Origin of the sequence: Plantactinospora solaniradicis (genome assembly GCF_042658085.1) — a bacterium.
In the GTDB taxonomy this organism is placed as follows: domain Bacteria; phylum Actinomycetota; class Actinomycetes; order Mycobacteriales; family Micromonosporaceae; genus Plantactinospora; species Plantactinospora solaniradicis.
Genome location: NZ_JBHSPR010000032.1, coordinates 290,595 through 310,038, shown reverse-complemented (window position 1 = coordinate 310,038; position 19,444 = coordinate 290,595). Strand labels below are relative to the sequence as shown.

Here is a 19,444-nt window from a genome sequence, read left to right as displayed (position 1 = left end):
GTTACACCGTATCGGACCCGTCACCCCAGGCCAGTGCCCCGGAGTCGGGTCCGGAATACCCGAATGTGGGGGTGCGGGCGGGGCCCGGAGCAGCGGGTTCGGCAGTGGTGCCGGCCACGCCGCCCCAGCGGTCGCGGCAGGTGTAGGAAAGGCTGGCGTGGATCCAGGTGCCGTCGTTGTCGCGCAGCACGACGAGGCCGCAGTGCCGGCAGGGACAAACCCGGGGGTACGACGGCAGCCGCCGGCTCCGGGCGGGCCGGGTCACCGGTCCTCCGTCCGGTCGCAGTAGCTGGCCGGACCGGTCGACTTTTCGGCGCTCCAGCACGAGCCGCCGAGGACGCTGTCCCAGTGGCAGCCGGGATGGTCGGCGGCCCGGACGCAGATTTCGCCGTCGGGTCCGGCCCGGCCGCAGGTCACCGGCTCGTTGTGGTTCCACTGGTCGGCCCGGGAGAGCAGCGCCGGGTCGGTGGTCAGCTCGGGCCGGAGCAGGAGCAGCGCCTCGGTGTAGACGGCGGCCTTGCTGCGGGCGGCGAACAGGTCGTGCGCCGGGAAGGTCACGTGCAGGGTGTAGCGGCGGCGCAGCTCGGTGGTGTGGCCGATGGAGCGCAGGCGCAGGTTGGGGCCGCTTTCGTGGCGCGGGCGAGGTTGTCTGGGGGAGTCGTCGGGCTCGTCCGGTAGGCCGGCGGGTGGGGGTGGGTTGAGGGCGTGGGCGAGGGCCGCGCGGACAGCCTCGGAGACGTCGGCCCGGTCGAGCGCGGCGAAGAGATCGGCGTACGGCTCGGGCGGTGCACTGTGGGCGGTTGGTACGGGTTGGGGTGGCTCGGGTAGCGTCCACTCGCGACGCAGCCGGTCCCAGTCCGGCGAGTTGCTCTGTGTCACGTGAGCCTCCAGGCGTTGATCGTCATGAGTGAGCGGATCGCTACAGAGAGCATGGCCGATCTGGAGGTGAGTATGCAACGTCGTAAGTAGAGAAATGTTGTTGGCGATCAGAAAGCAGTGTTGACATCAGTGGTGTTCAGCGACGACGATCGTTCTGGCTTCAGGGAGGTGAGGTAGTGGCTCCGATTCCGAGCCCGACGATCCGAGCGCGACGGCTGCGTCGAGAGTTGCGACGACTGCGTGAGGCGGCTGGGCTGACCGCCGAGAGCGTTGCGACCGAACTCGGTTGGCACCGGTCGAAGATGATCCGCGTCGAACTCGGGCACTCGCGGATCACTCAGCAGAACGTGCAAGACCTGCTTAGGATCTACCAGCCGTCTGCCGAGGATCGGGAGACGCTGAGCACCCTCGCCCGGCAAGCTCGCTTGAAGGGCTGGTGGAACGCGTACGGCGACGTCCTGCCCGACGACTACGTCGGCTTCGAGGCCGAAGCCGCCGCGATCAGCACCTTCGAGAGCCTCTACGTGCCTGGGCTCTTGCAGACCGAGGAGTACGCCCGCGCGATCATCCTCGCCGGCCGGACCACTGCCGATCCGGATGAGGTCGACCGGCGGGTCGCGGCTCGGAGTGCCCGTAAGTCGCTGCTGTCCCGGGACGTACCGCCGAAGCTTTGGATCGTGCTGGACGAGGCGGCGGTCCGGCGCGTGGTCGGCGGTCCGAACGTGATGCGAGCGCAGGTCGCTCGACTCATCGAGGCATGCGCCCGACCAACGATCGAGATCCAGATTCTGCCGTTCACCGCTGGTGCCCATGCCGCGATGGGCGGACCCTTCACCGTCCTCGACTATGACGACCCGGTGCTCGACCCGACGATCGTCTACGTCGACAACGACGCGACGACCGCCCTACTCGAAGAGGAGGAGCAGGTGGCACGACATAGACTCATGTTCGACCACCTGCGGGCGAAGGCGCTCGATCCGGACAAGACCTGTGACTTCCTGGCCCGGGTGGCGGACGGATACCCGAGCTAGCACTGCGGAGAGCCAGATGAGCGGCAGCACCGATCTGCGCCGGGCCACGTGGCGAAAGAGCAGCCGCAGCAGCGCCAGCGGCTCCAACTGCGTCGAGGTCGCTGAGCTGGGTCAGTCGGTCGGCGTACGGGACTCGAAGGATCTGACAGGGCCGGTGCTGCGGTTCACCCCGTACGCCTGGGCTACCTTCACCGACGGTCTACGTCGGGACAGCGGACTTTCAATGCGCTGAGCGATGCGGGCTGCATCCCAAGCTAATTTCTGAGTGGGCCCGCTTGGGGCCTCCGTCGGGCCCGGGCGGGTGAGTCCGCAGTACCAAACGGCAGCAGTCCCCACCCTCGGTCGCTCCTAAAGACGTCGCGTAACTCGTGGTCGGTCCATGTCGGATGATGTCGGGGTGCAGGTGATCTCGGCAGCCCACCCGTGAGTGTGGATCCTCCCGTTCACCGGGGTGCGGCACGGCCAGTTCCGCCGCCTCGTCAGGCTGGTCGCCGAGCGTGGTGGGGACGCGATCGCGGACCGACTGGGTCTCGGCGAGCACCGGGAAGAAACGACTTAATGTTAGCCTCAAGCTCCGTGCCGATAAGTTCCGGTGGCACAGGTCGTTGGATCGGCATACTCTGGCACTCTGCCCATGTGCTCGCAGTCGAACGAGATGTGGCGGTGATTGCCGTCGCAGTATCATAGCGGATAAGCGTCGCCACGTCCTCGGGTAGACATTGTAATAGCGCGCGGAGTGCTGTGACTATTCGAGTGCGGTCGGATTGTCTCGCGGTAGTAAACTCCGCATGGAGATCCACAACCTTGAGCAGCGTCGTCAGACGGAAAACACGAAGTTGTTCGGCGACGATTTCCTGGTGTGCGCGTTTTACGTCTTCATTCCCACGTCGGACCTCGGCCTCCAGGTTCTCTTCCGACCTTTTCCGATCGGTGCGCGCTAGCCATATGGTAGCTACCAATGCAAAAAGCGTGATGGTGGAGGCAAGAAGGCTTCCCCAGGCTTGGGCTACATCAGTCCAATTCGGCACATCAGGCACGGCGGCAGTCAGCATGGGCGCATTAGCAATCATTGACCAACAGCCTCTCCGGTTAGACAGATATGGCCGCCTACTATACGCTATCGACTCCACGAGCCCTGTTGTCACGGCTAGCGGCGTAGGTCCGCCGCAGATCGGTAATTGTCGAAAAGACCTCTTCCTTGGCTTCACTATTGACGCGCGCCCCCTCTAACCACACTTCAGCGCCATTCAGGATCTCTTCAAACGGAATTGGCGACGCTTCGCCAAGGTCGCAACATATCGTCAGGAAGATTTTTCGAATGCCTACACTGCCAGTGTGATCCTCAAGCCAAGCCTGTGTGTCGGTGACGACCTCATCCACGGGAACTAGTTTCCTATTTTCCGGGGAAGCGAGAACGGAAAGAAATGTCTTACGGACAGCTGAGTCTTCGGGATGGGCCCGTAGCCAAGCGTGCGTATCAGCCAGAACCTCGGACAACGGAACAGGAGAGCCAGCACCGAGCCAAGACGTTACTGTTATCAAATAGTTCCGAATGTCAGTCTCGTCAGGGTGGATCTCTAGCCATCCTCGAATGTCGTAGACAACCTCGCCCAGCGGAACCGGCGACGTCGTGCCAAGCTTCGCGACGATGGATAGGAACTGCTTACATACCTCGCGCTCAAAATGGCTCCGTAGCCAGGCATGTGTGTCAGTTAGTGCCTCGGCTAGTGGCATCGAAGTCGCGCCGTCGATGCCCGATACGAGTTGCAACAAGAGCTTGCGTACGTCCACATTGTTTGGACGGCTTCGTAGCCAAACTTGCGTTCCGGTGACGACGTCGATCAGCGGAATCGGGAAACTCATACCGTAAGTCGTGGCGACGTGCAAGAACTGTTTACGCACTTGTGCATCAGCAGGATGATCCTGAAGCCACGTATTTGCATCAGCAAGCACATCGCCGAGCGGAATCGGCGACCTCGCACCAAGCTCAGAAACAGTGCGCAGGAACTGCTTACGCACTCCAACGTCGTCGGGGTGATCCTGAAGCCATGCATTTACATCAGCAAGTACGTCATTTAGCGGAATCGGCGACCTCGCACCAAGCTCAGAAACAGTGCGCAGGAACTGCTTACGCACCTCAACGTCGTCGGGGTGATCCTGAAACCATGCATTTGCATCAGCAAGTGCATCGCCGAGCGGAATCGGCGACCTTGCGCCAAGCCGCGAAACAACATACAGGAACTGCTTACGCACTCCAACGTCGTCGGGGTGATCCTGAAGCCATGCATTTGCATCAGTAAGCACATCGCCGAGCGGAATCGGCGACCTCGCACCAAGCTCAGAAACAGTGCGCAGGAACTGCTTACGCACTCCAACGTCGTCGGGGTGATCCTGAAGCCATGCATTTACATCAGCAAGCACATCGCCGAGCGGAATCGGCGACCTCGCACCAAGCACCGAAACGACTTCTAAAAACTGGTTACGTACATTTACGTTGTCCGAATGGGATTGTAGCCATTCGGAACTTTCTGTTAGGATGCGCATCCGCAACGAGGCATGCGCATCCACTATATAGGGAACGAGCCCAAGTCGAGCATTTACGATCACCGAACCATCGTGATGCTGATTGGCCCATTGATCAATGTATCCGACGGCCCGTGCTAATAGATCTGCCGATCGTGCCTTCACTGTGCGGGCACACAATTCGACAAGCTGAATGTATACGAGAACGGCGTCGCTGTTCGCACTACCGTCGCAAATCCCTTCACCCAGAAGGTCTAATACCAGCGAATGGAGGGCTGCCGATATGTTGCGAGCATGCGAAACATACCAACGACCGAGCGCAAGTGACGCGTTTGTCTTCCCAGGTGCCTCGCCAAACCACGCGACGAGATGGTCTGGATAGTTTGGAACTAGTCGCGCATCATTATCTATAGCCCACGCTAGAAGACGGTCATCCAGTCGCCACTTAACCTTCTCGGTAAGGCTGGCTTTCAGGGTAGCGAGCACCTCCGGCCGGTATCGGCGGACCGAACCGATCTTTATGGCGACCGCCGGGTCTAGACTAAGGTCGGCGATTCTCAGGCAAGTCGGCAGGTCGACGGCTTGCAGATGATCGCTTTCTGGCGTACCGCGTCGAGCGCGGTGGATAAGTGACCAGACGGCAAGCCAGCTCTGTCGGTCCCGGCGCTTCCATCGCTTCCTTAGGGGCACTACCGTGAGGTGATTCGCCATCGGACCAAGTTCTCGGACTAGGCGGCAAAACTGCCAGGTCGGCACAGATTCCACCCCCCACACCTCGATTAACCGTTGGGTCAACCGGTGATCGTTGACGGCCGTGCTTAGGTGTCGCCCAATCTCGGCAACTTGCGCGAGATGCGCGGCGGACGACGGAACCGTCACCGAAGCGGGCAGGATCCATTCGGTTATATCGAACGCGCGGTCTGGACGTAGATCCCATAGCCGTTGGGCAACCAGGGGGTGTGGTGTTGACACTAGGTTGATTGGGTTGTCGCTATCACCGCTGCATGACCTACGAAAGATAGTCCAACCTGCCGTAACCTGAAGCATGGCGAGTTCATGGGCATAGGTATCGTATGTCGTCGAGTCGTGACTGTGAGCAAGGCTGGCCCGGAGGAGATCCTCTGGACATGTCGTGGCATAACGATGAAAGAAAGCGACTATCATGAGCGCCCTCACCGTCCAAGGCAGGTCTCGTGCGCGAGCCCGTGTAGAGATGGCCAATCCGTCGTTGAGGGTCTCCCAGATCCGGCCTATTATTTCGTTGAAGGAAATCCCAGTGGCAGCTTCCATCGCAAGCACGATAAAATCATCGTCGCGATTGCTGAAGCTGCTTTCCTCGCGGTTGAAAGCTACGGCGAGATCGCGGCGTTCTTGTTGGGTCGGCGACTCCAACTGATAGAACTCGAGGTGAATTCTACGGTCTCTGATCGTATGCCCATAAGAATCCATAAGAAATGTGGGACTTGCCGCAATGACACCGACACCCGCACCTCCTCGAGAAGCTCCGAGGCTGGCGACCCTTTTCAGCAGAACATCCCACTGCGACTCAGCGAAAAGCGGATCGTCCATGATAAGAACGACTGGACGGCCGCTGCGCGCAAGATACTGGAAGCAGCTGATAAATAGATCGAGACTCGTGGGCTCGAATGAGCCGTGATTCGGGCCGAGATCGATTCCGATTATCTCGCCATTTTCGATAAGCTGACCGATCACTCGACGCACGATCGTCGACTTTCCACTGCCCGGAGGGCCGAGCACGAACAACGTCGGAAGCCGTGAGTCAACGCCGCGACTGATAGGGGCAATAATGTGGTGTCGTACCCGCTCGGCCAGATCGCGAGACTGCGCGCGTTCGATGAATCGGGTCGTAGAATCCTGGCCATGGACGACCGCAGCCCAAGTCGGAGGCTGGGCGACGAACTCAGCCTTCGCCTTCGAGCGTTCCTCGGCGAGGGTTCCCCGGTTGATGATCCTCCCAGGCGGTGCATCGCCAGCAACCCGCGATGACAACAGAAGGCCACTCCGGATGTCAGCGCGCTCCAATGTCGGTGGCACCTGTGACATCTCGCGCGCGATTCCACTACATCGAACTAGGCTACGAACGGCATCGTATGCATCGGCGAAGGCATCCTCAGCGATTTGCTGGTCGGTAGCGAGTGCCGACAGGGCCTCATGCTCTACGTCATGGACTCCATCTGCATATCGAGCAAGGTATGGGACATTGGGCCGATGTATTACTACTAGTCTCGACCAAAATTCCTCAAAGAGGAGGAGAAGACCGTGCGTGGCGGCTGCCTCCCATTCTTGGAAGCTCTCAGACCCGGATGCATCCCTCAACAACTCAATCTCGCGGTAGCATTCTCTCCGCTGCATGTGATCTCCGGATCCGGTGAGGCGCCGGATTTCCCTGAAACTCTCGTCTGGGGTGTAGACCGTCAACTCTAAGCCATTTCGCAAGCCTGCTGGCACCGAGAGTAAGTAGGGTATGAAAAATTCAAACGCCTCGGCGACTCGAGCGGCGTTTAGTTCTCGATCCACGATGAAGGAGACACGCCGGACACCTCGGGTATCCGCCTCCTCGCATCCGTTGAGCCCATCCCATCTAACATGCGAGAGCGTCGGACGTCCCGGGGCCTCTGCGGCTTCCAGAGCTATGATCTTCGCAAAGAAGATTGCCTGTGCATATCGGCTCGCCAAGTCGCGGGATCGCTGACCACGAATTACGGCCAGTGTGGACAGGCGGTCGTCCGATGCCCATATTGCGGTCATGGCCTTCAATCTACCGCGAGGTGAACGCTAGTCAATCCGCGAATGCTAAATGTTGCAGATCTGCTTCTGAACAGCCCGGACCTACTGCGAATAGGCCGACAGACCCAGTCATGCGCGATGGTTGATGCCCGTTTACAGTGTGACGGAGATGGCTCTGAGATAGATACGTAAGCATGCCTCATATCGATTCTTGACTCCCGTGCCAATGGATTGCTACGCCCCACGACGGCGACCCGCCGCAGCACCGAACCGCCAAGCCGCCAGGTCGTCGTGGGTGAGGCCGTGGGTGTTGAGTCGGTCGGCGAGGAATCCTTCATAGACGGCGTGGGGAGAGTCGCCAATATCCGGGTCGAACTCGCCGTGCCACTGCTTCACCCACGGCATCACTTCCCGCAGCCCGGCCAGCAGGGACGTCAGCTTCTCGGCCGACCAGCCCGACTGCTCATCGCGCTGAACGATGAGTACAGCCAGCGCCTGCGCCTGCTCACGATGGTCCCAACCAGCCCAGCCGATCAGCAGCGACGGGTCGTTGTCTCGCCCTGCCTGCGGGTACGAAATGAACCGCTCCTTGGGCACGTCGAGCTTGCCTCGGTTGCTCCAGTAGCTGTTCTTGCGGAAGTCAGCCGGCTTGTACTTCTCCGGCACCGGGATTTGGTCCCGGATCTTCCGTTTGGCCGGCTCGTCGGGCGCCGCGTCCTCCTGCCGTTGCAGGTCCCAGACGTTCTCCCAGCCGGCGCGCTTCTCCAGCCCAGCGGCGGTGTAACGCAACGCCGCCAGGTAGGGCACGTGCTCTGGCTCGATCAGCTCGGCGAGCAGGGTCGACAGCTCCTTGCCCGGGTCGTAGAGATCCGCCACCGCAAGGAAGTTTGGATCCCGGTGCAGCTCGTCAGCTAGTTGCGCGATCGACAGCTGACGGGGCTGCGGGACACCGTCCTCGTCCGGGGCATACCACAGCTCGCGGGCCTCGCAGCGGTCCAGGAGCCAAGCCCGTAGCGCCTTGTCGAGCATCCGGTCCCAGCCCTCGGTGGCCCACCGCCGCTTGCACTCCGGCCGCTCGATCAGCGCCAGGTAGCGGTTCTGCTCGATCACCGCAATCCGCTTCTCCACCACCGCTCGGTACTCCGGCGCCCAGTGCTCTGGTAGCGCGGTGATCGGCGTCGACCCGTGCCGGGCGAACCAAACCGTCTCGGCCGTACCCAGCGCCATCTTGCGGGCAAACACGATCTCGAAGGACCGCTCGCCAAGCCGCAACTCCGGCACAGACTCGGACGGTGCGATCAGCTCGTCCGGCAACAGCCCGTACTGGTGGTAGACCTGCCAGTCCAGTTCCTCCTGGAGCGCAATCATCCGCCCCCGCGTCAACTTCCACTCGGCCTCCGCAGCGGACAACCGCTCACGTGTTGGCACAGCCTCCGCCGCGACCGCCACCGGGCTCACCGTCGCCAAGCGCTGCGCCGCCGCGTCCAGTTCCCGCGCCAACCCCAACGGGTAGGTCTTCGGCAGTGGAAACTCTTGCAACTTGGTGCTGGTGAACTCGTAGAACCTTTCCCACTCGTCGTGCATGAAGCCGCCAGTGCCGGACTGGCTGCCCTTATCGTGGCTGACCTGCTTCAGCCAAAAGCATGCGGTTGAGCTGTTCAATAGCCCAAGCAGCCGCAGGTGATCCAATTCACTCGATCCGGCCGGCAACTTGATCACAGGCGTGGATTGCTTAAATACTTTCCCCCCTCGATCAAGTACAAATTGATTATGCGTTCCAATGAACGCCATTGCGATTCCAAGAGGAACGGAATATCGTTCAGGATGCCACCGGCTCCATTCATACCACGTGAGCCCGATCTCCTCATGAGTGCCGCCCGGCTCACGGCGCGCCGCAAGGAGTGATCGCGTCAACCAAAGCACCTTCTCCGCCTGGAGATCGGCGAGGGAAGCCCTAAACTTGCCGTCGTACGGGAAAATGCTTTCGGTATCCAGGACAATGGACCAGTCTCGAACTGCCTCACCGGTAACTAGGGGAACGCGATTGGCGTCGCCAATACCGAATCTCCTCCAGGTTCCCAATGGTGCAAAGTAGCTCTCGTCCGATCCAGTATGCGTTGTGCGCCCGATCAGCTCAACCGCCCCGGAAACGGTTCCACCTGCCGCCTCACCCATAGCATCCATGACATCACGGGCGCCGCCGCCGGCCAAACTCCAAGGAAATGCTGATAGCCGGTCGCGCGGCAGGTCGGAGACGGATACCCAGTCGCTTTCCGAATCTGCTACGCTATATTGAGTAACGATCGCCCGCCAGACCTTCCCGTTTTCCGGAACAGGCGGCTCCTCTGCCTCGCCGCGGATACTCATCACGGTTCGAATAGTGCCCGCTCGATTGTTCTTGCGGTGGCGGCCGACCAAAATGACGGTCGGCGTCCCATGCCCGGGAATATATGCGCCGGAGGTGTCGATGACATGTGTCAGGTCAACCTCATTAGAGAAAAACTGCTGGATAAGAACTCTGCCGAACTCACGTTTCATAAATGAATTCGCCGTGATTTGCCCAACGTGCCCAGACCCGCGACCATCCATCTCAGGTCGCTTCGCCAAACGGAAGAGGCGCTGCGCGAAAGGCACCGACAGTGCATACTGACGATAACACGTTGAATAAAGCTTACGATAAAGCTCACTAAGTCTCTTGTCTTTAGGTACGATGTATGGGGGATTGCCGACCACGACATGGTAGAATCCCTCGCGCAGCAATCCCGGAAAGTTGTCTAGGTCCTCGACGGCGTACCGAAAATCTGCCAACTCATCCACGTCATCGAAGAGGGTGCCTTGGCGATTTTTGATTAAGGAGTCGCCGATAGCAATCTGGATCGGGAAGGCGTATGAGCGGATATGTTGGAAGTCTGCAAAGTGGGCGGCACGCATGGCTTCGATCAGCAGTCGAAAGCGGGCGATGGCGACTGCGAACGGGTTGATGTCCACCCCGTGTACCGACTCTAGGGCCGCCCTGACCATCTCCCAGCGGTCCCGCTCCGGATCCTGCTCCTCCCACTCCTTCATCAGCCGGCGGAAGATCCCGAGCAGGAAGTGCCCCGACCCGCAGGTCGGGTCGATCGCCTTGATCGTTTCGTGGCCGAACTCGTTGATCGCCGGGGTCAGCGTCAGGTCGAGGATGAACTCCTCCACGAACTCCGGCGTCTGCAACAGTGCGTACCGCTTCCGCGCCGCCTCGGAGAGGTCTTGGTAGAGGTCGCCGAGGAACCGGGTGCCCCACTCCGGGTCGGTGAAGTCGTGCACCAGCGTCCCGGCCTGGTCGCGGCGGCGCCAGAACGTGATCAGCGCCTTGGCCGCATCGTGGCTGATCGGGATCCGGTACGCCGGGTTGTGCTCGGGGTCGAACAGCAGCCGCCCGGCCTGCGTGCCGCCGATGTGCTCGAACGATGCCAGCAGCCAGTCCCGGTCGGTCTTCTCCCGATGCTGGCGGAAGTAGTCGTCCTGCGACTCCTCGGCCAACACTGCCCGGTCCTTCTCCGGCCCGGCCAGATAGCAGACGTCGCCGAACAGCCCGTTGTCCTCGCAGAACCGCACGAAAACCGAGCCGAGCACCCAGGCCACCGCCGTCTGGGTCACCCGCTCGTCCCGCCACGCCGGCCAGGTCGCCGCCGTACGCTTCAAGCCGAACGCCCGGTCGTACTCGGGTCGAAGCTTCTCGTAGTGCTCGCCGGAGTCGCCGATCTGCTCGACCAGGTCCTTCTCCAACGCCTTGACCTGGCCCTGTAGGTCCTTCAGCAGCGCCCGACGATCGATCACAGTCCGCCCACCCTCATGCTCCGCAGCACTGAACCGCCCCACCGTACCGGGCTGGCCTCACTGTGTTACGCAGCCTTCCGGCCGCAACCGCTGCACCACCGGTCCAGGGGCTGTCGCCGGATCACAGCTTGGCGGGCGGCGAACAGAAGAGATGCTGTGGCCCGTTCAGCGGATACTTGCCGCGGCCTTGCTCGGCGGGCTTCGGCGCAGCGGCTTCGCTCTGAAGCACGGCGCCGAGACAGAAGACCACTTCCCGCACCGGCTCTGGAAGCTTGACGCTGCTGAGGTAGGGGCGGTCGCCTTCCAGCGGCAAGGGGACCGAGAATTCCTCGGTGACTTCCTCGCCGGGCGGGACGACCACGCCCTCGATGTAGCCGATCGCGTCGGCGTTCACGTTGGGCGGGATGGCGAAGGTGCGCTTGGCCACCTCGACCGTGCCATCCTTCCGGGCGGTCACGTAAACATCGTAGGCACGCGGGGCGTCGCCGCTATCCACTCCGACATAGGCGACGACCGGCTCCGTGCCCTGGTTGCGCAAGGTGTAACGGATGTCGAGGGCCTCTGCCCGAGGTGCGACTTTGGCGTCGAAGTTCACAGTCGGCCTGGCGCCGGTCGGGGTCCACTCCGGCTCGAAATCCTCATACGGATCCGCGCAGCCAGCCAACATGACGACGGTAGACGCCGCCATGCCGACGAGAAGCGTCTTCTTGATCATGAGTAGGACGTCCTCTTCGGCCAGCCAAGTTCGTCGCGGAAGGCATTTTCGGTGTAGCTGTAGGGGTGGTCGGGGTCGATCTGGCCGGGCGTGTTCGGGTCATCGTCTTCGTCGATCGGAAGGCCCACCGCCTCCCGTTCGTCGTTCTCGACTCCGACATCGTCCGGCCCTTCGTGATCGCCGGGAGCGGAAGTGTTGTTTCCGTAGTCGTAGACGTGAGCGAACTCGTGGAACAGGCCCCCGACCGGCGGGCGTTCGTCCGACGACGATAGCCGGTCCGGGCTGTAGGTAACCTTGTAATCCTCGCCCAGAACCCAGTTCGTGGTGTATGAGGCGGCGTTAGCATCGTCTTCGACGATGACGAGCGGGTGGCCCTGGTATGCGATTCCGCCGAGCACCGGCCAGTCGGCGGCGACTGCGGCCGAGTCGTTGTGGATGTTGTCGAGCTCGGCAAGCATCTGCTGCCCGATCGGGGAGGCACGCATCATGTCGAGATCGGCGCGGACGCGCTCCTGAAATTCGGACGAGCCCTTGATCTGGATGTACTCCGCCGCGTTGCTCACCTCGACCCGCACATCCTGTCCCACGCCGGTTGCCTGGTCCTCATCCTGCCGGTAGGCGGTGTCGGTGCCGCCGCCACCCGTGACGGTGTCGCGGCCGTGCCCGGCGTAGAGCACGTCGTCACCGGAGCCGCCGTCGAGCCGGTCGTCGTCCCGGCCGCCAGAAACGATGTCCCGGCCGGCCCCGCCGTGGACGGTGTCCGCGCCGGTCGCCCCTTCGAGATAGTCCTCACCCTCGCCGCCGGCAATGTTGTCGTTTCCAGACAGTCCGTAGACGACATCGTTTCCTCGTCCGCCGGCCAGCAGGTCGTCGCCGCCCTGACCATCGACGTAGTCCCGGCCGGAGCCGGCCGAGGCATAGTCGTTTCCGCCGCCGCCGTAGATCTTGTCGTCCCCGTGCAGGCCGACGATCCGCTCGTTGCCGTCCCCGCCGCGCAGTGTGTCAGTGCCCTCGCCGCCGAGCAGGGTGATGCTCAGGTTTGCACCCTTGGGCACCTCGACCTTGTCGTCGCCGTCCCCGGCGCGGATTGTCACCGGTGTGCCCTCGGGGTAGCGGTACTTGACACCGTTGACCTCGACGATCACCTGTCCGGTGTTCGGGTCACGAGTTACCTTGACGTCGTCGTTCCCCGGCCCTGTGTTGACCACGGCCCGACCGTCGACCATCAGCACCGAGACGCCGGTCGCCTCCGGAGGCAGCGTGAACGGGTCGGTCGCACCGGAGGAGACGCTGTCCCACTGCGTCGAGATGGCGTCCCACTCCGTAGCGGAGAAGCCGCTCAGCTTGCCCTTCAGGGCGTCGTCAAGCTCCTTGCGCAGGTTGCTGGCCCGGACGGTCGCCTCGCTGACCTGGGTGGCCTGCTCGGGCTGGTTCCACCGGAAGACGATCTGGCCACCCGTACGCCAGCTCGGCACGGCGCCCATGATCTGCTCACGCTCGGAGTCGAGGGCGTTCTGGTACCACCGCAGTAGCTCAGCCACACCCTCCAGCGCCAAGGCGAGCCGGTCGGCTTGGCTGCCCATCGTGTCGAGGCTGTCGAACACCTTGGACTGGTGCTGGCCGAACGAGTCGCGAGCCGCTCCCGACCACTGCGAGCCAAGCAGGTTCCGGGTGTCCGCGTCGAGGTCGTCGCCGACCGTCACGCTCGCCTTGCCGAACCGCCGCCACGCCGACGCGGCGCTGTCGATCCGGCCCGGGTTGGCCTGGAGGTCCCAGAGTGCGGCGTCGACCCGGATCTCCCGATCCTCCGGCGGGATACCCATCGACGAGTCCTCTCCTAGATCGGGATGTTGGGATGGTCGCGGCGATGCCGCTCGGCCGCTCGCTCGTCGGCCTCCCGATAGGCGAAGGCGACCTGGAGCAGACTCTCGTTGTCGACCTCCAGCACACCGATGACGCGCTCGACGGCCGTACCCGCGCCGGCAGCCACGGTGTTGAAGGCGTCGGTGAGCTGGCCGGCCGGGCTGACCTGCCCGAAGTCGGCCGGCGAGATCAGGGCGTCGGCGCGCACCGTACGTAGTGCGGATGCGAGTTCAGTGGAGTTGTCCAGATAGGACTGGGCAACCCTGGCGATTTCCACCGGATCGGCGCGAACCTCGTCCCCCATGCCTGTCCACGCTACCGCTGGGCGGCCAGCCCACAGGGTCAGAAGTTCGACTCATCCCTTTCGGACGAAGTTGCTCGGCTCGCTGCCGCAGATGCCGGGCACAGCCCCGGCCACGATCACGTCATGGCGGTACGCAACCAACCGATCACCCGGCTATGGTGTGGCCCATGTCTCTGGACCGGATGGCCCTCGGCAACTACCGGTGCTTCGCCCAACGACAGGACATCGAACTGCGGCCGGTCACCGTGGTCCTCGGCCGAAACAACTCCGGCAAGAGCGCCCTGGTACGCGCCCCGGTCCTGCTCGACTCCGGTATCCATACCGACGCACCGACCCCGCTCGACCTGGATCGCCTCGGCGAAGGGCTGGTGGGCCTTTTCGTCGACCTCATTCACGGCCGCCGGGCCCACGGCGGGATAGACATCGACCTGACTGTGAAACCGGGGCCGCTACGGCTGCGGGCCACGGTGCAGAACATCAACCGTGAGCGCTACGACTCGCAGGTGGTCTCGGAGCTTGAACTGTCGCAGTCAGGGGCACGGCTCGCTCGCTTCGAATGGGAGTTGAATGATCCGGCCGAGCCGCCCCGCTACTCGGTCGAGGTAGCCGACCAAGTGTGGAGGAATCTGGCGATTCCGTTCCACGGGCTGCTACCCGCCGAATCCGCACTCTCCTGGCGGGACACGTCGCTGCCAGGGAAGGTAGCCGACACTCTGCTGGAAACGGTTGACGCCTTCCGCGACTACTTCCCAACCGTCCGCTACTTTGGCCCGTTCCGAGAGCAGCCGCAGCGGCGTTACCTGCTGCCGGCGCGGATGCCGAAGGAACTCGGCAGCACCGGCTTGCACACAGCCGGCATCCTCGCCAGCGACACCGCCGGCCAGCAGGGCGAACTGATGAGGCAGGTCAACAGCGGTCTTGCCGGACTTCTGCCCGGCTGGAAGCTCGACCTGGTCAGCCGGGGCGAGGTCTGGTCGGTGGTGCTGCGCTCGGCCAGCGGCAGCGACTTCGCGATCAACCTTGCCGACGCCGGCACGGGTGTCGCCCAGGCATTGCCGATCTTCGTGCAGCGAGCGATTGACGTCGGCAGTCCACCCGACCACCCCGTGCTGGAGATCATTGAACAGCCGGAGCTGCACCTGCACCCGGCCGCGCACGCTGACCTGGCTGATCTCTACCTGGCGGCGGTCGACGCCACCCTTGTCCGGTTCCTGATCGAGACACACAGCGAGACGTTCCTGCTGCGGCTGAGGCGACGCATCGCCGAAGGGCTCGACCCGGACACCGTGGCCGTCTACTTCGTGGAGCAGACCGAAGGCTCGGCCCAGGCCCGGCGGATCAACATCGACTCTTACGGCAACCTCGACTACTGGCCCACCGGGGTCTTCTCCGAGGACTACGCGGAAACCCGGGCGTTGGTGCGCGCCCAGTGGGAAAAGCGGGACGCCAGTGCGCGTTGAGCTGACCTCGGAGGTCTTCTCCGACATCGACGACACCACCGGACCGTACAGCCCGCAGGATCTCCACCACCTCTACGAACTGCTCCGCTGCTTCGGGGAGGAGCGGCACGAGTGGGTGGCGGACGAGACGGTAGTCGTCGCGGTGCGGGCGTTCCTGCCGAGGCACCTGCCACAGTTCGCCGACACCTATGCCGATCTCGCCGAGGACGCGGTCGTGGCCGTCGACGCCTGGACCGGCACCAGCCAGTCCACCGACGCCGTACGCGTGTCGCGCGCAGACCTTACCGACCATGCCGTTGACCTCTGTCAGCGTGCGGTGGTGGTCGTGGAGAACCAGGAATCCGACGGCTTCTTCCTGGAGGCGGTCGCACACGTGCTCGGCCACGAGCGGATGAACCGGGCGATCGACAAGGACTGGATCGAGATTGCGAACGGCGGGGGTAGCAGCCTCGTCAAGGTGGCCGAGAAGGCGGCCCGTCGGTTCCGTCGGGTGGTCCGGGTGGTCGCCGTACTCGACAGCGACCGGCTGATTCCGCGCCAGCGCACCGGAAGCCACGACAAGGCCGACAGACTCGTCGGCCTGAGGGTCGCGGTACACGTGCTCGCCCGGCGGGAGGCGGAGAACTACGTGCCGTACCGGGTGCTCGCCGGAGTTGGCCGGCCGGCCGACGCCTCCGCGCGGCTGAGGTGGTTCAAGCAACTGACGCCCGAGCAGCGTGGACACTACGACATGAAGCACGGCTTCAGCAAGGTTCACAAGTCGACGACGGCAACGAACGCCTTTCAGGAGTTGTTTCCCGATCTCGACCAGCGGACGCGGTCGGGCCTGCACGACGGCTTCGGCACGGACCTGCTGGAACGGATGCACACCCACCGGGACGGGCTGACCGAGCACGACTTCGCCCAGCTTGGCGCCGACGTCGTGGCCGAGTTGCGCGCGCTGCTCGCGACCATCGCCGGCAGAATCTGACGGTACGACGACCGGATGCCACACCAGCGGGAGCAGGGGGAACGGATGGCCGTGCAGGCCGAGGACTTCACCGTCAGGCCGGAGGTCCTGTTGCTGGAGGAACTGCTGGACGAGGTGCGGGTCGGTCGGCTCCGGGTCCCCCGGTTCCAGCGCCCGTACGTCTGGCGGCCCGACCAGATGCTCGACCTCTACGACAGCATCGAGCGGGGCTTCCCGATCGGGAGCATCCTCGTCTGGGAGACCAGCCTGCCACTGCCCAGCCTCGACCAGGTCGCCGGCATCGAGGTCCCGCCCGCTCCCGAGGGCACCGTCGCCTACCTGCTCGACGGGCACCAGCGGCTCTCCACCCTGTTCGGCACCCTCCTACGCCGTCCTGAGCCGCCCGGCAGCGGCCCGGACCGGCACTGGTGGATCTACCGGACGCTCGGTGCCCCCGATCAGCGGGAAGTGCGGTTCCAGCACTGGGGCAAGAACGCGCCACCGGCAAACCTGCTGCCCATGCAGGCGGTGTTGCGCACTATGGACTTCCTGGCCCATGCCCGGCGCATCGCCCGGGACGCGAGCACCGCCGACGATACCGACGCTCTGGTCGACGAGGCCGAACAGGTCGCCCAGCGGATCAAGGCGTACAAGGTTCCGGTCGTCCGGCTGCAAGGCGGCGACCTGGCGCACGCGGTCGAGGCGTTCTCCCGAGTCAACAGCGGCGGTCGGCAGATCAGTCCGGACCAGATGGTCTCCGCGCTGACCTACCGGGCCGAGTCGGACGAGACGCTCACCGATCGAATCGCCGCGATCCGGGAGAGCATCGCCGACAGCGGGTTCGGGGACATCGTCGCCGAACCGGTGTTCCAGACCATCGTGGCCATCACCGGCGAAGACGACGTGCAGGGCGCCCGCTGGACCGCCCTCGCCGACCGGGTCGGCAACACCCTCGACCGTACGGTCGCACAGGCTGAGATCGCCCTGCACCGCGCGGTACGGTTCCTCCGGTATGAGGTCGGGGTGCCGGTAGCCTGGCTGGTGCCGTACCCGCAGCAGATCATGCTGCTCGCCGTCTTCTTCCACCACCGGCCTGATCCCGAGGGCGCGCAGAGCCGGGAACTGGCCCGCTGGTTCTGGAGTACGTCCTGGGCGACCACCTTTGTCGGCGGCAACGGCTTCCAACTCCGTCGTACCCTGCACCAGATCCGGGCCTTCGCCACTGGCCGGACCGAACTGAGCCTTCAGGGCCAGTACGCCCAACCGCTGCCGGAACGGTTCGACACCGAGGATGGCCGGGTACGCGCGTTCCTGCTCTGGGAACTGGGCCACTTCGGCCAGCGGTACGGGCTGGACGGTGAGCCGATCGAGTTGGTCGAGCTGCTGGCAAGGTCCGGATCGGCCGCGTACCGGCGGGTCGTCACCGGTGTGCGTGAGGCTTCCGCCATCGCCAACCGGATCGTTTTGCCCACCCCGCCGGGCACCTCCGTACGCGACGCCCTGCTCGACCTGCCGCCGAAGCGGCTCCGGTCGGTGGCGGTCAGCCACGCCATCCCGCCGGCCGCGCTGGCCCGGCTGCTCGCCGACGACCGTGACGGCTTCATCCGCGAACGCACCGCCACTCTGGTCGGGCTGGAACAGGAGTTCATCCAGGAGACCGGTGCGGAGCTGGCGTGGGAGTCAGGGCGGGAAAACGGAGCCTGACTATCTACTGAGCTGCTGTCTCGTCGCTCGCGCGCTTGGGCTCCCGGACGTAACTCTGGCAGTCACCTCACGCCTCGTCAGGTCACGACCGCCCTTCGTACGAGGGGATGCCTCAGGGACAGCATCGGTGCGCCGCACCTGTTAGCGTGGTGTAGCTCAATGTAATGAGCGCGGTCGCGGGGGGCTTTGTTGGCGTCAGCAGAGGGCAGGTGCGGCGGCCAGCGACGTCGGCCCGGTGAGGATCGAGACAGGTACCGGCGATGCGTAACGTCATTGACGTACATATGTGGCAACGGACGTGGCATGGCGCAGCATCTACATGCCATCAAGCGCGTCGAACAGGCGGCGTCGCGTGAGATCGAATTCTCCTGCCATGTCGGCAGCAGCGCGGGAGAGGTCGGCAGCCGTCCGGGATACCTCGCCACTGGAGGAGGACGTGCCAAGAAAGCCGTCGACGTCTGCCTCGGAAAGCAGTTGCCCTACCTGAGCGCGCAGGTCCTCGTGTGCCACCTGCAGTGCCTCTATGATCGCGGCGCTCAGCACCGAAGGTGCCTGACGCATCGCCGAAGGCTCAATGACGAGTTCGGTGGGAATTCCGCTGCCGTCGATGGTGACGAGGATCAACCTGTCATCGGAACGGCCGTGCCCGCTGATGCGATCCAGGTCAGCCAGCACCGGCTCGGCCGAGCCCCGTCGCTCGGCATCGTTGTTCATGGTTCGACTCCTCTCGATTGCCATCGATGGGGAACTCTATCGCTACCCTGCTACCGGTAGGAGGGCATGAGATGGAACCCTTGCCCAGCCCAAATTGGTCGGTCAGGACCGACCGGACGGGTAGAGCGTCCCGCCCGACTGTCGGCCGCAGTTTCGAACTGGCGGGCAACGGGCTGCTGGTGATCTCGGCGGTCGCGGCGATTGCCGCCCTGGTTCTGCTTGTCGTGCGGTGGTTGCTCAATGATGATCGCCAGTTCGCCATCGCCCTGTTTCTATGGGCAGGACGGGGAGCTTTGATCGCTGCCTTACTTATGGCGGTCGGGCGGTACCTGCGTCGGGAGGCGAGCATCCTTGCCAACTTCACGCTGGTGCTGGGCACCGACAGGGTGAGTTGGTCCGGTGCTGTCGCCGGGACCGCTGCGTGGGCCGACCTGGCCCACGTGATCGTGACCGCAGGTGCACGCCGTGGTCGACGGCTGATTCTCGTCGAGCCGCCACCCAGTGGCACCGACACGGCCGAGAAGCTTGTCCGGGCGTCACCGATTGTGCACGCTGTTCGTCGCTTGATCAGCCCTTCGCGGTACCTCCTCGACGTTCCTCTCGATCGGCTCGATCAGCCGTCGGAGGCGGTGGTGCGAGCCATACGTGTCGCGTCAGGCGGCCGTTTTCCGGACCTGTATCCAGCAGAGCAGTTTCCGACCAGTGGGGAGGACCAATGACCGACATATCGGCTGACCC

Annotated in this window: 14 protein-coding genes and 1 pseudogene; 7 read left to right on the top strand and 8 right to left on the bottom strand. The window is 63.7% G+C overall.

Features of this window, described 5'->3' with window-relative positions:
- Position 1 precedes the first annotated feature (1 nt).
- Positions 2 to 265 carry a hypothetical protein gene (locus ACFP2T_RS30165; RefSeq protein WP_377427594.1) on the bottom strand — a complete coding sequence of 88 codons (264 nt, stop codon included), beginning with the start codon at positions 263 to 265 and terminating at the stop codon, positions 2 to 4.
- Positions 262 to 879 carry a hypothetical protein gene (locus ACFP2T_RS30160; RefSeq protein WP_377427592.1) on the bottom strand — a complete coding sequence of 206 codons (618 nt, stop codon included), beginning with the start codon at positions 877 to 879 and terminating at the stop codon, positions 262 to 264. The genes ACFP2T_RS30165 and ACFP2T_RS30160 overlap by 4 nt, the downstream gene beginning before the upstream one ends.
- A gap of 176 nt (positions 880 to 1,055) precedes the next feature.
- On the opposite strand from ACFP2T_RS30160, the gene ACFP2T_RS30155 reads away from it, so the two are divergent.
- The 3 genes and pseudogenes from ACFP2T_RS30155 to ACFP2T_RS30145 all read left to right on the top strand — a co-directional run.
- Positions 1,056 to 1,910, top strand: a complete 855-nt coding sequence (locus ACFP2T_RS30155) for a DUF5753 domain-containing protein (RefSeq protein WP_377427590.1) — start codon at positions 1,056 to 1,058, stop codon at positions 1,908 to 1,910.
- A gap of 16 nt (positions 1,911 to 1,926) precedes the next feature.
- Positions 1,927 to 2,142, top strand: a complete 216-nt coding sequence (locus tag ACFP2T_RS30150; RefSeq protein WP_377427588.1) for a DUF397 domain-containing protein — start codon at positions 1,927 to 1,929, stop codon at positions 2,140 to 2,142.
- Between the two features lie 195 nt (positions 2,143 to 2,337).
- Positions 2,338 to 2,430: pseudogene (locus ACFP2T_RS30145) on the top strand (IS5/IS1182 family transposase); the annotation flags it as partial.
- Positions 2,431 to 3,020: 590 nt separating this feature from the next.
- On the opposite strand, the gene ACFP2T_RS30140 reads toward ACFP2T_RS30145, so the two are convergent.
- From ACFP2T_RS30140 to ACFP2T_RS30120, 5 genes are all read right to left on the bottom strand, one after another.
- The gene (locus tag ACFP2T_RS30140) at positions 3,021 to 6,146 is read right to left on the bottom strand and encodes a hypothetical protein (RefSeq protein WP_377427586.1); all 3,126 of its coding nucleotides are present in this window, start codon (positions 6,144 to 6,146) and stop codon (positions 3,021 to 3,023) included.
- A 1,269-nt stretch (positions 6,147 to 7,415) separates the two neighbouring features.
- Positions 7,416 to 10,997, bottom strand: a complete 3,582-nt coding sequence (pglX, locus tag ACFP2T_RS30135; RefSeq protein ID WP_377427583.1) for a BREX-2 system adenine-specific DNA-methyltransferase PglX — start codon at positions 10,995 to 10,997, stop codon at positions 7,416 to 7,418.
- A gap of 121 nt (positions 10,998 to 11,118) precedes the next feature.
- Positions 11,119 to 11,712 (bottom strand): hypothetical protein, encoded by a 594-nt coding sequence (locus tag ACFP2T_RS30130; RefSeq protein ID WP_377427581.1) that lies wholly within the window; start codon positions 11,710 to 11,712, stop codon positions 11,119 to 11,121.
- On the bottom strand, positions 11,709 to 13,535 hold the full coding sequence (locus ACFP2T_RS30125) for a M91 family zinc metallopeptidase (protein WP_377427578.1): 1,827 nt from the start codon (positions 13,533 to 13,535) through the stop codon (positions 11,709 to 11,711). Before ACFP2T_RS30125 ends, ACFP2T_RS30130 begins: the two co-directional genes overlap by 4 nt.
- Positions 13,536 to 13,549: 14 nt before the next feature.
- Complete coding sequence (locus tag ACFP2T_RS30120; RefSeq protein WP_377427576.1) at positions 13,550 to 13,879, bottom strand: WXG100 family type VII secretion target; 330 nt, start codon at positions 13,877 to 13,879, stop codon at positions 13,550 to 13,552.
- Between the two features lie 167 nt (positions 13,880 to 14,046).
- On the opposite strand from ACFP2T_RS30120, the gene ACFP2T_RS30115 reads away from it, so the two are divergent.
- The 3 genes from ACFP2T_RS30115 to ACFP2T_RS30105 are packed head-to-tail and all read left to right on the top strand — an operon-like array spanning position 14,047 to position 17,992.
- Positions 14,047 to 15,339 carry an AAA family ATPase gene (locus tag ACFP2T_RS30115; protein WP_377427574.1) on the top strand — a complete coding sequence of 431 codons (1,293 nt, stop codon included), beginning with the start codon at positions 14,047 to 14,049 and terminating at the stop codon, positions 15,337 to 15,339.
- The gene (locus ACFP2T_RS30110; RefSeq protein WP_377427572.1) at positions 15,329 to 16,309 is read left to right on the top strand and encodes a hypothetical protein; all 981 of its coding nucleotides are present in this window, start codon (positions 15,329 to 15,331) and stop codon (positions 16,307 to 16,309) included. The genes ACFP2T_RS30115 and ACFP2T_RS30110 overlap by 11 nt, the downstream gene beginning before the upstream one ends.
- 15 nt (positions 16,310 to 16,324) lie before the next feature.
- Positions 16,325 to 17,992: a DUF262 domain-containing protein gene (locus tag ACFP2T_RS30105; protein ID WP_377427569.1), complete on the top strand. Its 1,668-nt coding sequence runs from the start codon at positions 16,325 to 16,327 to the stop codon at positions 17,990 to 17,992.
- Positions 17,993 to 18,307: 315 nt separating this feature from the next.
- Here the strand turns inward: ACFP2T_RS30105 and ACFP2T_RS30100 are convergent, their stop codons facing one another.
- Complete coding sequence (locus ACFP2T_RS30100; RefSeq protein WP_377427567.1) at positions 18,308 to 18,706, bottom strand: YbaB/EbfC family nucleoid-associated protein; 399 nt, start codon at positions 18,704 to 18,706, stop codon at positions 18,308 to 18,310.
- Positions 18,707 to 18,777: 71 nt separating this feature from the next.
- Here ACFP2T_RS30100 and ACFP2T_RS30095 point away from each other — a divergent pair, with 71 nt between their 5' ends.
- Positions 18,778 to 19,425, top strand: coding sequence for a hypothetical protein (locus ACFP2T_RS30095; protein WP_377427564.1), 648 nt, complete (start codon positions 18,778 to 18,780; stop codon positions 19,423 to 19,425).
- The last annotated feature ends 19 nt before the right edge of the window (positions 19,426 to 19,444 follow it).

Coding starts and splice junctions, on each gene's coding strand:
- ACFP2T_RS30105 (WP_377427569.1), top strand. CDS start 16,325: ATGCCACACCAGCGGGAGCAGGGGGAACGGATGGCCGTGCAGGCCGAG.
- ACFP2T_RS30125 (WP_377427578.1), bottom strand. CDS start 13,535: ATGGGTATCCCGCCGGAGGATCGGGAGATCCGGGTCGACGCCGCACTC.
- ACFP2T_RS30115 (WP_377427574.1), top strand. CDS start 14,047: ATGTCTCTGGACCGGATGGCCCTCGGCAACTACCGGTGCTTCGCCCAA.
- ACFP2T_RS30100 (WP_377427567.1), bottom strand. CDS start 18,706: ATGAACAACGATGCCGAGCGACGGGGCTCGGCCGAGCCGGTGCTGGCT.
- ACFP2T_RS30120 (WP_377427576.1), bottom strand. CDS start 13,879: ATGGGGGACGAGGTTCGCGCCGATCCGGTGGAAATCGCCAGGGTTGCC.
- ACFP2T_RS30150 (WP_377427588.1), top strand. CDS start 1,927: ATGAGCGGCAGCACCGATCTGCGCCGGGCCACGTGGCGAAAGAGCAGC.
- ACFP2T_RS30130 (WP_377427581.1), bottom strand. CDS start 11,712: ATGATCAAGAAGACGCTTCTCGTCGGCATGGCGGCGTCTACCGTCGTC.
- ACFP2T_RS30095 (WP_377427564.1), top strand. CDS start 18,778: ATGGAACCCTTGCCCAGCCCAAATTGGTCGGTCAGGACCGACCGGACG.